Origin of the sequence: Salmonella sp. SSDFZ69 (assembly GCF_004010755.1) — a bacterium.
Taxonomy (GTDB): Bacteria; Pseudomonadota; Gammaproteobacteria; order Enterobacterales; family Enterobacteriaceae; genus Salmonella; species Salmonella enterica.
This window is the reverse complement of record NZ_CP034831.1, coordinates 559,607-572,586: the sequence shown is the minus strand read 5'-3', so window position 1 is coordinate 572,586 and position 12,980 is coordinate 559,607. Positions and strand designations below refer to the sequence as shown.

The window sequence follows — 12,980 nt, the reverse complement described above, 5'->3', positions numbered from 1 at the left end:
TCATTCGCCTGAGCGGGGTTGCGAAACCACCGTTTCATGCTTGCGTAAACCGCCCCAAATACGATGACCAATGGCGGAATACATCGCGCCCGCAACCACGACAAACGCACCGAGATAACCTAAAAGGTTTAACATCGGTCTGGCGAAGAAATCGGGCCAGGCCATAGATAAAAGATCTGAAAACAGCAGGGTAAATAGCGGTGTAAGCGTGATTATCGCGCTCACCTGCGCCGCCTGCCAACGCGCCATCGCTTCCGCCAGGGCGCCATATCCTACCAGCGTATTTAGCCCGCAGAAAATCAAACAGGCGAGCTGCCAGTCGCTCAGTTGCGCTATCACCATCGGTTTTGCCAGCGGCAAGAGCGCTATCGTACATAAAGTGTACAGTAAAAACAGGATCTGCTGCGAGGCCAGACGTCGCAATAATACTTTTTGCGCCACGCCATAGCTCACCCACACCATCGCCGCGCCTACGCCAAAAATAACGCCCCAGGTGTAGTCGGTCAGTCGGGTAAAAATCTCGATCAGACTGGTGTTAAAAAACATCACCAGCCCGCTCAATAACATCAGCGCGCCAATCACCTGCGTACCGCGCATCTTTTCTTTCAGAATAAAGACGCTGGCGACCATCATGCCAACCGGCGAGAGCTGGCCGATAACCTGCGACGCGGTTGGGCTTAAATATTGCAGGGAAGAACTGAACAAAATGAAATTACCGAACAGTCCGCAGGTCGCTATCGCCAATAACACCAACCAACGCGGCTTACGAAAAATACGCAGCGGCGGCAGCTTTCTTTTTACTGCCAGTATCGCCCCGAGGCCAATACTGGCCATTAAGAAGCGGTAGAAGACAATGGTTGAAGGCTCCATCACCTCCAGCACTTGCTTCATTGCTATTGGCAACGCTCCCCAGCACATCGCGGTAGTGAGCGCTAAAAGAATGCCAATGCCTGCCTGCTGCTTCATGCCGTGTTCCCTGCAAAGACCCGTTAACGGCATTCGCACAGCCACACGGGTATATTTTAGTCGGCCATCGAATGTAAAAAGCCCCGCAACAGGTGCGGGGCTTTCATCCGTTACCGGACCACAAAAAACTTACTCAGCAACGATGCTGATGTATTTACGGTTTTTCGGGCCTTTAACTTCGAATTTCACTTTACCGTCTGCTTTAGCAAACAGAGTGTGGTCACGACCGCAACCAACGTTGGTGCCAGCGTGGAATTTAGTACCACGTTGACGAACGATGATGCTGCCTGCCAGAACTGCTTCACCGCCAAAGCGTTTTACGCCCAGACGTTTAGCTTCAGAATCGCGACCGTTACGAGTCGAGCCGCCAGCCTTTTTATGTGCCATTTAATCTGCTCCCCTAATCTTAAGCGCTGATGCCGGTAATTTTCACATCAGTGAACCACTGACGATGGCCCTGCTGCTTACGGTAGTGTTTACGGCGACGAAACTTAACGATTTTAACTTTCTCGCCACGACCGTGGGCAACAACTTCAGCTTTGATTACGCCGCCATCAACGAAAGGAACGCCGATTTTGACTTCTTCACCGTTTGCGATCATCAGAACTTCAGCGAACTCGATAGTTTCGCCAGTTGCGATGTCCAGCTTTTCCAGGCGAACGGTCTGACCTTCGCTTACTCGGTGTTGTTTACCACCACTTTGGAAAACCGCGTACATAAAAAACTCCGCTTCCGCGCACACCTTTCAATGATTCAGAGCGCGCTATAAATATTCACAATAGGGCGCGAATATTACGCAAATTGCACGGCTTTGACAAGTGCTACCATCAATACATGAAGAAAAAAAACACAACGCATACGGTAACGTTTATCTGCGGCGTTTTTTCAGTACAATCAGGGTATATTTCTAACCATAAACCCTACGTTACCTCATTCAGACATGGGATAATCGGGGCGATAAGCCCGGCTTTTGCGATGAATTTAGAAAAAATCAACGAGTTAACCGCGCAAGATATGGCGGGTGTCAATGCGACAATCCTTGAACAGCTTAATTCCGACGTTCAACTGATTAATCAGCTAGGATATTACATTATTAGCGGCGGCGGAAAACGCATTCGTCCGATGATTGCCGTTCTTGCCGCGCGTGCGGTGGGTTATCAGGGTAACGCGCACGTGACTATCGCCGCTCTGATCGAGTTTATCCACACGGCGACGCTGCTACATGATGATGTGGTGGATGAATCTGATATGCGTCGCGGCAAAGCGACGGCAAATGCCGCTTTCGGTAATGCCGCCAGCGTGTTGGTCGGCGACTTTATCTATACCCGCGCCTTCCAGATGATGACCAGCCTCGGCTCGTTAAAAGTGCTGGAAGTGATGTCGGAAGCGGTCAACGTGATTGCAGAAGGCGAAGTGCTGCAATTGATGAACGTGAATGACCCGGACATTACCGAAGAAAATTACATGCGGGTGATTTACAGTAAAACGGCCCGTCTGTTCGAAGCTGCCGCCCAGTGCTCCGGTATTCTCGCTGGTTGTACGCCTGAGCAAGAGAAAGGGTTGCAGGACTATGGCCGCTACCTTGGTACGGCTTTCCAGCTCATTGACGATCTGCTGGATTACAGTGCCGACGGCGAGCATCTCGGTAAAAATGTGGGTGATGACCTCAATGAGGGCAAACCCACCTTACCGTTGCTTCACGCCATGCGCCACGGTACGCCAGAACAGTCAGCGATGATCCGTACCGCTATTGAACAAGGTAATGGCCGTCATCTTCTGGAACCGGTTCTGGAAGCGATGACCACCTGCGGCTCGCTGGAATGGACGCGTCAGCGAGCGGAAGAAGAAGCCGACAAAGCGATATCCGCGTTGCAGATATTGCCGGATACCCCATGGCGTGAGGCGCTAATCGGTCTCGCACACATCGCGGTGCAGCGCGATCGTTAATGCCGTTCTCTTATCCCGCGTACTGCGCGGGATATCCCATTAAGTTCTAATAAACTCCAGATACCCTATCGCCTGTTTTTCACATACTCATCCAGGATTTCCCCTGGCATATTCTGAATATTGCCGCCACTTACATGAACTTTTTAGAACATTCCTTCACGAAGCGTTATAGTATCGAACGTCGTCGGGTTGTTAAAACCGTAAGTGATTAATCTAAGGAGTGATGGATGTATGGAAAGCAAGCTTATTGACTGGCATCCGGCCGATATCATTGCCGGACTACGTAAAAAAGGGACTTCAATGGCCGCTGAGTCACGTCGGAATGGATTGAGTTCATCCACGCTGGCCAATGCATTAACGCGCCCATGGCCGAAAGGAGAGTTGATTATCGCGAAAGCATTGGGAACGGAACCCTGGGTTATTTGGCCATCGCGTTATCACGATCCGCGCACGCATGAGTTTATCGACAGAACGCGGCTTATGAGAGCGCGTAATAAAAACAAACAGAATGTAGAGTAAGTGCCTGTAAAACAACCCCCGCATCGCGTTCGCGGGGGTTATTCAGCGTACAGAAGGTTATTCGCCTTTCACGCGTTCAATATTCGCGCCTAGCGCGCGCAGTTTGTCTTCGATGCGCTCATAACCGCGATCGATGTGATAAATGCGATCCACAATCGTCGTGCCTTCCGCAATACAGCCCGCCAGCACCAGGCTCGCAGATGCCCGCAGATCTGTCGCCATGACCTGGGCGCCAGAGAGCGTTTCTACACCATGGCATATGACGGTATTGCTTTCAATTTCCGCACGCGCGCCCATGCGGCTGAGTTCAGGCACGTGCATAAAACGGTTTTCAAAGACGGTTTCAGTGATAAAGCCCGTCCCTTCCGCCACCAGGTTCAGCAACGTGAACTGCGCCTGCATATCGGTCGGAAATGCCGGGTGCGGCGCGGTACGGACATTGACCGCCTTCGGCCGTTTGCCGTGCATGTCCAGACTAATCCAGTCCTCGCCCACTTCGATATCCGCGCCAGCATCGCGCAGTTTCGCCAGTACCGCGTCCAGAGTGTCCGGTTGCGCGTTACGGCAGAGGATTTTGCCGCGAGAGATCGCTGCCGCCACCAGGAAAGTCCCCGTTTCGATACGATCCGGCAGCACACGATAAACGCCGCCGCCCAGACGCTCTACGCCCTCGATCGTAATACGATCGGTGCCCTGCCCGGCGATCTTCGCCCCCAGCGTAACCAGGAAGTTAGCGGTGTCGACAATTTCCGGCTCGCGCGCGGCGTTTTCAATGATGGTCGTCCCTTCCGCCAGCGTGGCGGCGCACATAATGGTGACGGTCGCGCCGACGCTGACCTTATCCATCACGATATGCGCCCCTTTAAGACGCCCTTCGACGGAGGCCTTTACGTAGCCCTCTTCCAGCTTGATGGTCGCACCCAGTTGTTCCAGACCGGTAATATGCAGATCAACCGGACGCGCGCCGATAGTACAGCCCCCCGGCAGAGAGACTTGTCCCTGACCAAAACGGGCAACCAGCGGCCCCAGCGCCCATATCGAGGCGCGCATGGTCTTAACCAGATCATAAGGCGCGCAGAACACGTTCACCTGGCTGGCGTCAATGTGTACCGATCCATTGCGTTCCACTTTCGCGCCTAATTGGCTCAGGAGCTTCATCGACGTATCCACGTCTTTCAGTTTTGGAACGTTTTGGATCTCTACCGGTTCTTCTGCCAGCAGAGCGGCGAACAGGATCGGCAGCGCGGCGTTTTTGGCGCCGGAAATTGTGACTTCGCCCTGGAGCGTCGTTGGCCCCTGTACACGAAATTTATCCATTATTGTATTCTCAGTTAAGCATTCATCTCCGCTACCGGCAGGTTACCCGTAGCTTAAAATCCGTTAAGTTTACGATCGCGCGCCCATTCCGCCGGGGTATATGCTTTGATCGATACGGCATGGATACGGTTGTCCGCAATGTACTCCATTAGCGGCCCATAGACCGTTTGCTGTTTCTTGACCCGGCTCATGCCGTCAAACATCTCGCCCACGGCAATAACCTGAAAGTGACTGCCATCGCCGGAGACGTGGACTTCCTGGAGGGAGAGGGCATTCATCAGCACACTCTGAATTTCATGATTTTCCATGGGTTCTTTATTCGTCAAATAGTGAAAACAGCCCAACATCTTAGAGCAAAGTCGCGCCGTCTTAAATAAGCAAAAGATTACGCTGATAAATCAGCGCGGTAAAAGTGCCGGATGGTGCTGCTAACGCAACTTATCCGGCCTACGGGGATCATGCGAAGTGTAGGCCGGATAAACCATCCGGCATTCATTACATACGGGGAAGTACGTCTTCGGGCAAGTTATATAATTGCGCCAGCGCGTAAACCTTGTCGTTAACGCCAGACAGCGACACGGCATTGCCCTGCTTTTTTGCCTGGTTCACAAGGTGCGCCAGCAGCGCCAGTCCCCCCGTATCCACCCTGGAGATCTGGCTCAGGTCGATACGGGTAACGCCAGTCATCGCTTCTACGCGCGCGTCCCATAGCGGCGCCAACACGTCCTGATCCAGCTCTCCCGCCAGCATCAGAGTGTCCGCCTCACGCGTCCAGGTGAGTTGCGGCGTCATTACTGTTTCTCGTCCAAAGTAATTTTCTGTTGAGAGATAGATTTCAGTTGTGCGGTCAGGCCGTCGATGCCTTTAGTACGCAGCAGGTCGCTCCACTCATTTTGCTTGGTGGTGATCATGCTGACGCCTTCCGCAATCATGTCATACGCCTGCCAGTTGCCGGTCTGGGTGTTTTTGCGCCACTGGAAATCCAGGCGTACCGGCGGACGACCGTTGGGATCGATAATCGTTACGCGGATAGGCACAATGGTCGCATCGCCCAGCGGTTGCTCAGGCGCTATCTGGTAAGTCTGACCGTGGTACATCGCCAGCGCCTGACCGTAGGCCTGTTTCAGGTATTCGCGAAACGCGGCAAAATAGGCTTCACGCTGCGCCGGGGTCGCCTCTTTGTAGTAGCGGCCCAGCACCAGCGCGCCGGCATATTTTACCTGCACGTACGGCAGAAGTTCCTGATCAACAACGTCGCGCAGGTAATCCGGATTGGCACGAATTTTCGGCTGTTCGTTTTTCAGGCGATCAAACGTTTTCTGCGCCGCCTCGTTCATCAGTTTATAAGGATTGCTCTGATCCGCTGCCGTTGCTGCGCTTAATGGCGCAATGATCAGCAGGGCCACCATCATCAGTCGTTTAAACATGCCTCAATTCTCCTGAGATTATTTCGTTGCGCCCGCGGGCGTTGTGGCTTCAGTATGGTCTTCCGTTGCGGCTGGCGCATCGCCAGAATTCTTATTGTCGTCGCCTTTGCTGTTATAGAGGAACTGACCAATCATATCTTCCAGCACCATTGCAGACTTGGTGTCCTGAATCGTACTCCCATCTTTGAGGATAGACGTTCCCAGCTCAGGATCTTCAAAACCGACGTTTAATGCCAGATATTGCTCCCCCAGCAGTCCGGAAGTACGAATACTCAACGAGCTGGTATCGGGAATATGGTTATAACGCTCTTCGATGTCGAGCGTTACGCGCGGCAGGTATGTTTTCGGATCAAGCGAGATATCTTCAACCCGCCCGACAACCACCCCGCCGATGCGTACCGGGGAACGCACTTTCAGACCGCCGATGTTATCGAAGGTCGCATAAACCTTATAGGTCGGCTCCGTGCGCATAGAGGTCACATTTGCCGCCTTCAGGCAAACAAACAGCGCCGCCAGCAACGCTACCAGCAAAAAAACGCCTACCCAAATTTCATTTTTTTTCGTTTGCATGAACTCAATTCCCAAACATCAGTGCGGTCAGCACAAAATCCAGCCCCAGAACGGCCAACGATGCGTGGACCACGGTACGCGTCGTTGCCCGGCTAATCCCGGCAGAAGTCGGTATTGCGTCATAACCGTTGAATAACGCAATCCATGTTACCGTAATGGCGAACACCACGCTCTTTATCAGACAGTTCACCAGGTCCATACGCCAGTCGACGGCATTCTGCATCGCGGACCAGAAGAACCCGGCGTCGATTCCCTTCCAGCTTACGCCGACCAGCGAGCCGCCCCAGATACCGACCGCCACAAAGATAATGGTCAGTAGCGGCAATGAAATCACGCCCGCCCAAAAGCGCGGCGAAATCACCCGGCGCAATGGATCGACCGCCATCATCTCCATACTGGAGAGCTGCTCCGTCGCCCGCATCAGGCCGATTTCCGCCGTCAACGCCGACCCGGCCCGCCCGGCAAACAGCAACGCCGCGACCACCGGCCCCAGCTCGCGCAGCAGCGAAAGCGCCACTAACATGCCAAGACTGGTCTCCGCGCTGTAAGTAGTCAGAACCAGATAGCCTTGCAGCCCCAGCACCATACCGATGAATACGCCGGAGACAATAATGATAAGCATCGACAAGACGCCCACATTATAAAGCTGGCGCACCAGCAGCGGCGCATGTTTGCGAAACTCCGGCTTACCGATAATCGCATTGAATAACATTAACCCGGCGCGCCCGAACGTCCTGACGGTTTTGATCCCGCTGTGTCCGAGTGCTGCCAGCGCATTTAACAGCATGAGTGGCTTAACTCCCTGTTTCGAGTAAATCAAGGTGATAGTCGCCCGCCGGATAGCGGAACGGAACCGGCCCGTCGGCAATACCGTCAAGGAACTGACGCACGCGCGGGTCCGTATTCTCCTGCAACGCCTGAGCGCTACCGTGAGCGACGATTTTTTTGTCCGCCATGATCCAGGCGTGATCCGCAATACTGAGCACCTCTGGCACATCATGCGAGACCACCACGCAGGTCACGCCCAGCGCGCTGTTCAATTCTGAAATCAGCTTCACCAGAACGCCCATGGTAATCGGGTCCTGGCCGACAAACGGCTCATCGAACATGATGAGATCCGGTTCCAGAGCGATGGCGCGCGCCAACGCGGCGCGGCGCGCCATCCCACCGGAGAGCTCGGAAGGCATCAGTTTTGCCGCGCCGCGCAGCCCGACAGCTTCCAGTTTCATCATCACGACGCTTTTTAGCAGCGGCGCGGGTAAATTGGTGTGCTCCCGTAGCGGATAGGCCACATTGTCAAACACGTTCATGTCGGTAAACAGCGCTCCCGACTGAAACAGCATACTCATACGTTTACGGACGGTGTAGAGCCGCGAACGGGACATGGCCGGCACATTCTCGCCATCAAATAAGATCTCGCCCTTATCCGGCGGGATCTGTCCGCCAATCAGGCGCAACAGCGTGGTTTTACCGATGCCCGACGGCCCCATGATCGCCGTGATCTTCCCGCGCGGCACCGTCAGGGAAATATTATCGAAAATGCAGCGTTCGCCACGGGAAAAGCTGACGTCGCGCATATCGACTAAATTGGCCGCAGACTGACCCATTGATTCATCCTTCGTATTGCCTTGTTGAGGTAACCATGGCGCTGAATTTAACCATGGGTTCGACATAATTACAGAATATTAACTGACAGGGTTAGCGAAAGCTGGCATTCGTTTTACTTTTTAGCCGCATAAAGTCAAAATTAGGACTTCGTTACGGCTTCCAGATATCCCTTCCAGGGGACCGGCGAGTATACCTGAAGAAAGGACTTTAGATGCTTTTAGCGATGGCGCTACTCATAATTGGTTTGCTTCTGGTGGCCTACGGCGCCGATCGTCTGGTGTTTGCGGCCTCTATTTTATGCCGTACATTCGGTATTCCCCCGCTGATCATCGGGATGACGGTCGTGAGTATCGGCACCTCGCTGCCGGAAATTATTGTGTCGGTCGCCGCATCGCTACACGGTCAGCTCGATTTGGCCGTCGGCGCGGCGCTCGGTTCTAACATCACCAATATTTTGCTGATCTTAGGGCTGGCGGCGCTGGTTCGTCCATTTACCGTGCATTCCGATGTTCTACGTCGCGAATTGCCATTAATGTTATTTGTTAGCGTGGTAGCCGGTTCCGTACTGCATGACGGACAGTTAAGCCGCAGTGATGGTATCTTTCTCCTGCTTCTGGCTGTGCTATGGCTGTTATTCATTGTTAAAATCGCGCGTCTGGCCGAACGCCAGGGGAATGACAGCCTCACCCGCGAACAACTGGCGGAGCTACCGCGCGAAGGCGGGCTCCCCGTCGCGTTCTTATGGCTGGGCATTGCGCTGGTCATCATGCCGATGGCGACGCGCATGGTAATCGATAACGCTACGGTGCTGGCGAACTATTTCGCCATGAGTGAATTAACGCTCGGTCTGACAGTCATCGCCGTCGGCACCAGTCTGCCAGAGCTGGCGACGGCGATTGCCGGCGTGCGAAAAGGCGAAAATGATATTGCCGTTGGTAATCTCATTGGCGCCAATATTTTTAATCTCGCCATCGTGCTGGGACTGCCTGCGCTGATCGCGCCGGGGGAGATCAACCCGCTGGCGTTTGGGCGAGATTATAGCGTGATGTTGCTGGTTAGCGTGGTTTTCGCTTTACTTTGCTGGCGGCATCCGCGCCAGATTGGCCGGGGCGCAGGTATACTGCTGACCGGCGGGTTTATCGTATGGCTGGCGATGCTCTATTGGCTATCGCCACTTCTTGTTGGATAACTGGAAACGGATTATGTCGCATTTAGCGTTGCAACCGGGGTTTGACTTTCAGCAGGCAGGCAAAGAGGTCCTGGAAATTGAACGTGAAGGCCTGGCGGAGCTTGATCAATATATCAACCAGCATTTCACGCTGGCCTGTGAAAAAATGTTCAACTGCACCGGAAAAGTGGTGGTCATGGGGATGGGAAAATCCGGCCATATCGGACGGAAAATGGCCGCCACGTTCGCCAGTACCGGCACCTCTTCCTTTTTTGTACATCCAGGCGAAGCCGCGCACGGCGATTTGGGGATGGTTACGCCGCAGGATGTGGTTATCGCTATCTCCAACTCCGGCGAATCCAGCGAGATCGCGGCGCTAATACCGGTGCTTAAACGGCTGCACGTACCGTTAATTTGCATTACCGGGCGACCGGAAAGCAGCATGGCGCGTGCGGCAGATGTGCATCTGTGTGTTAAAGTGCCCAAAGAAGCGTGTCCGTTAGGCCTGGCGCCTACCAGTAGTACCACCGCAACGCTGGTGATGGGCGACGCGCTCGCCGTGGCATTGTTAAAAGCGCGCGGCTTTACCGCCGAGGATTTCGCTCTGTCGCATCCTGGCGGCGCGCTGGGACGTAAGCTACTGCTGCGCGTAAGCGATATTATGCATACTGGCGATGAAATCCCGCATGTTAATAAACATGCCACCCTGCGTGATGCGCTGTTAGAAATTACGCGTAAAAATCTCGGTATGACCGTCATTTGCGATGAATCCATGAAGATCGACGGTATCTTCACCGACGGCGATTTACGTCGCGTGTTCGATATGGGCGGCGATATGCGCCAGTTGGGGATCGCCGAGGTGATGACGCCAGGGGGCATTCGCGTGCGTCCCGGTATTCTCGCTGTCGATGCGCTGAATTTAATGCAGTCCCGCCATATCACCTCCGTACTGGTTGCTGATGGCGACCAGTTACTCGGTGTGTTACATATGCATGATCTCCTGCGTGCAGGCGTCGTGTAGAAACTCAAGGATAATTAACGATGAGTAAAGCAGGTGCGTCGCTTGCGACCTGTTATGGCCCCGTCAGCACCCATGTCATGACCAAAGCGGAGAATATCCGCCTGCTCATCCTGGACGTGGATGGCGTATTGTCTGACGGCCTGATTTATATGGGCAATAACGGCGAAGAGCTGAAGGCTTTCAACGTTCGTGACGGCTATGGTATTCGCTGTGCTTTGACCTCCAATATCGAGGTTGCCATTATTACCGGACGAAAGGCTAAACTTGTAGAAGATCGCTGCGCCACGCTGGGGATTGTCCATCTTTATCAGGGACAGTCGAATAAGCTGATCGCCTTTAGCGATCTGCTGGAAAAACTGGCCATTGCGCCGGAAAATGTTGCCTATGTCGGCGATGATCTGATTGACTGGCCAGTGATGGAAAAAGTGGGGTTAAGCGTTGCCGTTGCGGATGCGCATCCGCTGCTGATCCCCCGAGCTGACTATGTGACGCACATTGCCGGCGGGCGCGGCGCGGTACGTGAGGTGTGCGATTTGCTGCTGCTGGCGCAGGGCAAGCTGGATGAGGCCAAAGGGCAATCGATATGAGTAAAACCAGACGTTGGGTTATCATTCTACTGTCGCTGGCCATTCTGGTACTGATTGGTATCAATCTGGCGGATAAAGACGATCCTGCTGCCGTGATGGTCAACAGCAACGATCCCACGTATAAAAGCGAGCATACGGATACCGTCGTGTACAGTCCGGAAGGCGCGTTGAGCTATCGTCTGATCGCGCAGCACGTTGAATATTTTTCCGATCAGGCGGTCTCATGGTTTACGCAACCGGTATTAACCACCTTTGATAAGGATAAAGTGCCGACATGGTCGATCAAGGCCGATAAAGCCAAATTGACTAACGATCGGATGCTCTATCTGTATGGCCATGTTGAAGTCAACGCCCTGGTGCCTGACGCTCAATTACGCAGAATTACCACCGATAACGCGCAGATTAATCTGGTGACGCAGGATGTTACCTCGAACGATCTGGTGACGTTATACGGCACAACATTTAACTCCAGCGGACTGAAAATGCGCGGTAACTTACGCAGCAAGAACGCCGAGCTGATTGAAAAGGTTAGAACCTCTTATGAAATTCAAAACAAACAAACTCAGCCTTAATCTTATGCTTGCCGGCTCGCTGCTGGCCGCCAGCATTCCGGCCTTCGCCGTCACGGGCGATACCGAACAGCCTATTCATATTGACTCGGATCAACAGTCGCTGGATATGCAAGGCAACGTCGTGACCTTTACGGGCAACGTGGTAATGACCCAGGGCACGATTAAGATCAACGCCGATAAAGTCGTGGTTACCCGCCCTGGCGGCGAACAGGGGAAAGAGGTGATCGACGGTTACGGCAATCCGGCCACCTTCTACCAGATGCAGGACAACGGTAAGCCGGTGAAAGGCCACGCTTCCCATATGCATTACGAGCTGGCGAAAGATTTTGTGGTGCTGACCGGCAACGCTTATCTGGAGCAGCTTGACAGCAACATTACCGGCGACAAAATCACCTACCTGGTGAAAGAGCAGAAAATGCAGGCCTTCAGCGAGAAAGGCAAACGCGTCACCACCGTTCTGGTGCCGTCGCAGTTGCAAGACAAAAACAAAGGCCAGACTCCGGCGCAAAAGAAGAGTAACTAATTCGTTATGGCAACATTAACTGCAAAGAATCTGGCGAAGGCCTATAAAGGCCGTCGCGTAGTGGAAGATGTCAGTCTGACCGTTAACTCCGGGGAGATTGTCGGGCTGCTCGGTCCAAACGGCGCGGGTAAAACCACCACCTTTTATATGGTCGTCGGTATCGTGCCGCGTGACGCGGGCAATATCATCATCGATGATGAAGATATCAGTCTGCTGCCGCTGCACGCGCGTGCGCGCCGCGGTATCGGCTATTTGCCGCAGGAAGCCTCTATTTTCCGCCGTCTCAGCGTATTTGATAACCTGATGGCGGTACTGCAAATTCGTGACGATTTGACCGCAGAACAGCGAGAAGACCGCGCCAACGAGCTGATGGAAGAGTTTCATATCGAGCATCTGCGCGACAGCATGGGACAGGCGCTGTCCGGTGGTGAACGCCGTCGTGTAGAAATTGCCCGCGCGTTGGCCGCTAATCCCAAATTTATCCTGCTGGATGAACCCTTTGCAGGAGTTGACCCGATTTCCGTTATCGACATCAAACGCATTATCGAGCATCTGCGCGATAGCGGGCTCGGTGTGCTGATCACCGACCATAACGTCCGTGAGACGCTGGCAGTCTGTGAACGCGCCTATATCGTGAGCCAGGGCCACCTTATTGCCCACGGTACGCCGACAGAAATCCTGCAAGACGAACACGTTAAGCGTGTATATCTTGGGGAAGACTTCAGACTCTGATAGGGTAGAGGGCTATGCTGCTC

The 12,980-nt window shown here is 53.7% G+C and carries 18 protein-coding genes; 8 read left to right on the top strand and 10 right to left on the bottom strand.

What is annotated here, in order from left to right:
- From EOS98_RS02775 to rplU, 3 genes are all read right to left on the bottom strand, one after another.
- On the bottom strand, positions 1–966 hold the full coding sequence (locus tag EOS98_RS02775; RefSeq protein ID WP_000813052.1) for a DMT family transporter: 966 nt from the start codon (positions 964–966) through the stop codon (positions 1–3).
- A gap of 129 nt (positions 967–1,095) precedes the next feature.
- Entirely contained in the window at positions 1,096–1,353 is a 258-nt protein-coding gene (gene rpmA, locus EOS98_RS02770) for a 50S ribosomal protein L27 (RefSeq protein WP_000940593.1), read from the bottom strand.
- 19 nt (positions 1,354–1,372) lie between these two features.
- The gene (gene rplU / locus EOS98_RS02765) at positions 1,373–1,684 is read right to left on the bottom strand and encodes a 50S ribosomal protein L21 (protein WP_000271396.1); all 312 of its coding nucleotides are present in this window, start codon (positions 1,682–1,684) and stop codon (positions 1,373–1,375) included.
- Between the two features lie 257 nt (positions 1,685–1,941).
- On the opposite strand from rplU, the gene ispB reads away from it, so the two are divergent.
- On the top strand, positions 1,942–2,913 hold the full coding sequence (gene ispB / locus EOS98_RS02760; protein ID WP_001047354.1) for an octaprenyl diphosphate synthase: 972 nt from the start codon (positions 1,942–1,944) through the stop codon (positions 2,911–2,913).
- Positions 2,914–3,144: 231 nt separating this feature from the next.
- Positions 3,145–3,432 (top strand): DNA-binding transcriptional regulator SfsB, encoded by a 288-nt coding sequence (gene sfsB / locus EOS98_RS02755; RefSeq protein ID WP_000444168.1) that lies wholly within the window; start codon positions 3,145–3,147, stop codon positions 3,430–3,432.
- A gap of 57 nt (positions 3,433–3,489) precedes the next feature.
- Here the strand turns inward: sfsB and murA are convergent, their stop codons facing one another.
- The 7 genes from murA to mlaF all read right to left on the bottom strand — a co-directional run bounded on the left by murA (position 3,490) and on the right by mlaF (position 8,353).
- Entirely contained in the window at positions 3,490–4,749 is a 1,260-nt protein-coding gene (murA, locus tag EOS98_RS02750) for a UDP-N-acetylglucosamine 1-carboxyvinyltransferase (protein ID WP_000357288.1), read from the bottom strand.
- Positions 4,750–4,802: 53 nt separating this feature from the next.
- Positions 4,803–5,057 (bottom strand): BolA family iron metabolism protein IbaG, encoded by a 255-nt coding sequence (ibaG, locus tag EOS98_RS02745; protein ID WP_001518349.1) that lies wholly within the window; start codon positions 5,055–5,057, stop codon positions 4,803–4,805.
- 187 nt (positions 5,058–5,244) lie between these two features.
- Positions 5,245–5,541 carry a lipid asymmetry maintenance protein MlaB gene (mlaB, locus tag EOS98_RS02740; protein WP_000188842.1) on the bottom strand — a complete coding sequence of 99 codons (297 nt, stop codon included), beginning with the start codon at positions 5,539–5,541 and terminating at the stop codon, positions 5,245–5,247.
- The gene (mlaC, locus tag EOS98_RS02735) at positions 5,541–6,176 is read right to left on the bottom strand and encodes a phospholipid-binding protein MlaC (RefSeq protein ID WP_000476467.1); all 636 of its coding nucleotides are present in this window, start codon (positions 6,174–6,176) and stop codon (positions 5,541–5,543) included. Before mlaC ends, mlaB begins: the two co-directional genes overlap by 1 nt.
- Before the next feature lie 18 nt (positions 6,177–6,194).
- Positions 6,195–6,746: an outer membrane lipid asymmetry maintenance protein MlaD gene (mlaD, locus tag EOS98_RS02730; protein ID WP_001193589.1), complete on the bottom strand. Its 552-nt coding sequence runs from the start codon at positions 6,744–6,746 to the stop codon at positions 6,195–6,197.
- 4 nt (positions 6,747–6,750) lie between these two features.
- A complete protein-coding gene (gene mlaE / locus EOS98_RS02725; protein ID WP_000925786.1) occupies positions 6,751–7,533 on the bottom strand; it encodes a lipid asymmetry maintenance ABC transporter permease subunit MlaE in 783 nt (260 codons plus the stop codon).
- Between the two features lie 7 nt (positions 7,534–7,540).
- A complete protein-coding gene (gene mlaF, locus EOS98_RS02720) occupies positions 7,541–8,353 on the bottom strand; it encodes a phospholipid ABC transporter ATP-binding protein MlaF (RefSeq protein ID WP_000531566.1) in 813 nt (270 codons plus the stop codon).
- Between the two features lie 212 nt (positions 8,354–8,565).
- Here mlaF and EOS98_RS02715 point away from each other — a divergent pair, with 212 nt between their 5' ends.
- The 6 genes from EOS98_RS02715 to lptB are packed head-to-tail and all read left to right on the top strand — an operon-like array spanning position 8,566 to position 12,957.
- Positions 8,566–9,543 (top strand): calcium/sodium antiporter, encoded by a 978-nt coding sequence (locus EOS98_RS02715; RefSeq protein ID WP_000922742.1) that lies wholly within the window; start codon positions 8,566–8,568, stop codon positions 9,541–9,543.
- A gap of 13 nt (positions 9,544–9,556) precedes the next feature.
- Positions 9,557–10,543, top strand: a complete 987-nt coding sequence (kdsD, locus tag EOS98_RS02710) for an arabinose-5-phosphate isomerase KdsD (RefSeq protein ID WP_000018617.1) — start codon at positions 9,557–9,559, stop codon at positions 10,541–10,543.
- Between the two features lie 20 nt (positions 10,544–10,563).
- The gene (gene kdsC, locus EOS98_RS02705; protein ID WP_000030029.1) at positions 10,564–11,130 is read left to right on the top strand and encodes a 3-deoxy-manno-octulosonate-8-phosphatase KdsC; all 567 of its coding nucleotides are present in this window, start codon (positions 10,564–10,566) and stop codon (positions 11,128–11,130) included.
- Positions 11,127–11,702 carry an LPS export ABC transporter periplasmic protein LptC gene (gene lptC / locus EOS98_RS02700; RefSeq protein ID WP_000047845.1) on the top strand — a complete coding sequence of 192 codons (576 nt, stop codon included), beginning with the start codon at positions 11,127–11,129 and terminating at the stop codon, positions 11,700–11,702. Before kdsC ends, lptC begins: the two co-directional genes overlap by 4 nt.
- A complete protein-coding gene (lptA, locus tag EOS98_RS02695; RefSeq protein WP_000669770.1) occupies positions 11,671–12,225 on the top strand; it encodes a lipopolysaccharide ABC transporter substrate-binding protein LptA in 555 nt (184 codons plus the stop codon). Before lptC ends, lptA begins: the two co-directional genes overlap by 32 nt.
- Positions 12,226–12,231: 6 nt before the next feature.
- On the top strand, positions 12,232–12,957 hold the full coding sequence (gene lptB / locus EOS98_RS02690) for an LPS export ABC transporter ATP-binding protein (protein WP_000224104.1): 726 nt from the start codon (positions 12,232–12,234) through the stop codon (positions 12,955–12,957).
- The last annotated feature ends 23 nt before the right edge of the window (positions 12,958–12,980 follow it).

What these genes read in the sequence shown, in the direction of transcription:
- EOS98_RS02775 (WP_000813052.1), bottom strand. Translation starts at nt 966, where the DNA reads ATGAAGCAGCAGGCAGGCATTGGCATTCTTTTAGCGCTCACTACCGCG.
- rpmA (WP_000940593.1), bottom strand. Translation starts at nt 1,353, where the DNA reads ATGGCACATAAAAAGGCTGGCGGCTCGACTCGTAACGGTCGCGATTCT.
- rplU (WP_000271396.1), bottom strand. Translation starts at nt 1,684, where the DNA reads ATGTACGCGGTTTTCCAAAGTGGTGGTAAACAACACCGAGTAAGCGAA.
- ispB (WP_001047354.1), top strand. Translation starts at nt 1,942, where the DNA reads ATGAATTTAGAAAAAATCAACGAGTTAACCGCGCAAGATATGGCGGGT.
- sfsB (WP_000444168.1), top strand. Translation starts at nt 3,145, where the DNA reads ATGGAAAGCAAGCTTATTGACTGGCATCCGGCCGATATCATTGCCGGA.
- murA (WP_000357288.1), bottom strand. Translation starts at nt 4,749, where the DNA reads ATGGATAAATTTCGTGTACAGGGGCCAACGACGCTCCAGGGCGAAGTC.
- ibaG (WP_001518349.1), bottom strand. Translation starts at nt 5,057, where the DNA reads ATGGAAAATCATGAAATTCAGAGTGTGCTGATGAATGCCCTCTCCCTC.
- mlaB (WP_000188842.1), bottom strand. Translation starts at nt 5,541, where the DNA reads ATGACGCCGCAACTCACCTGGACGCGTGAGGCGGACACTCTGATGCTG.
- mlaC (WP_000476467.1), bottom strand. Translation starts at nt 6,176, where the DNA reads ATGTTTAAACGACTGATGATGGTGGCCCTGCTGATCATTGCGCCATTA.
- mlaD (WP_001193589.1), bottom strand. Translation starts at nt 6,746, where the DNA reads ATGCAAACGAAAAAAAATGAAATTTGGGTAGGCGTTTTTTTGCTGGTA.
- mlaE (WP_000925786.1), bottom strand. Translation starts at nt 7,533, where the DNA reads ATGCTGTTAAATGCGCTGGCAGCACTCGGACACAGCGGGATCAAAACC.
- mlaF (WP_000531566.1), bottom strand. Translation starts at nt 8,353, where the DNA reads ATGGGTCAGTCTGCGGCCAATTTAGTCGATATGCGCGACGTCAGCTTT.
- EOS98_RS02715 (WP_000922742.1), top strand. Translation starts at nt 8,566, where the DNA reads ATGCTTTTAGCGATGGCGCTACTCATAATTGGTTTGCTTCTGGTGGCC.
- kdsD (WP_000018617.1), top strand. Translation starts at nt 9,557, where the DNA reads ATGTCGCATTTAGCGTTGCAACCGGGGTTTGACTTTCAGCAGGCAGGC.
- kdsC (WP_000030029.1), top strand. Translation starts at nt 10,564, where the DNA reads ATGAGTAAAGCAGGTGCGTCGCTTGCGACCTGTTATGGCCCCGTCAGC.
- lptC (WP_000047845.1), top strand. Translation starts at nt 11,127, where the DNA reads ATGAGTAAAACCAGACGTTGGGTTATCATTCTACTGTCGCTGGCCATT.
- lptA (WP_000669770.1), top strand. Translation starts at nt 11,671, where the DNA reads ATGAAATTCAAAACAAACAAACTCAGCCTTAATCTTATGCTTGCCGGC.
- lptB (WP_000224104.1), top strand. Translation starts at nt 12,232, where the DNA reads ATGGCAACATTAACTGCAAAGAATCTGGCGAAGGCCTATAAAGGCCGT.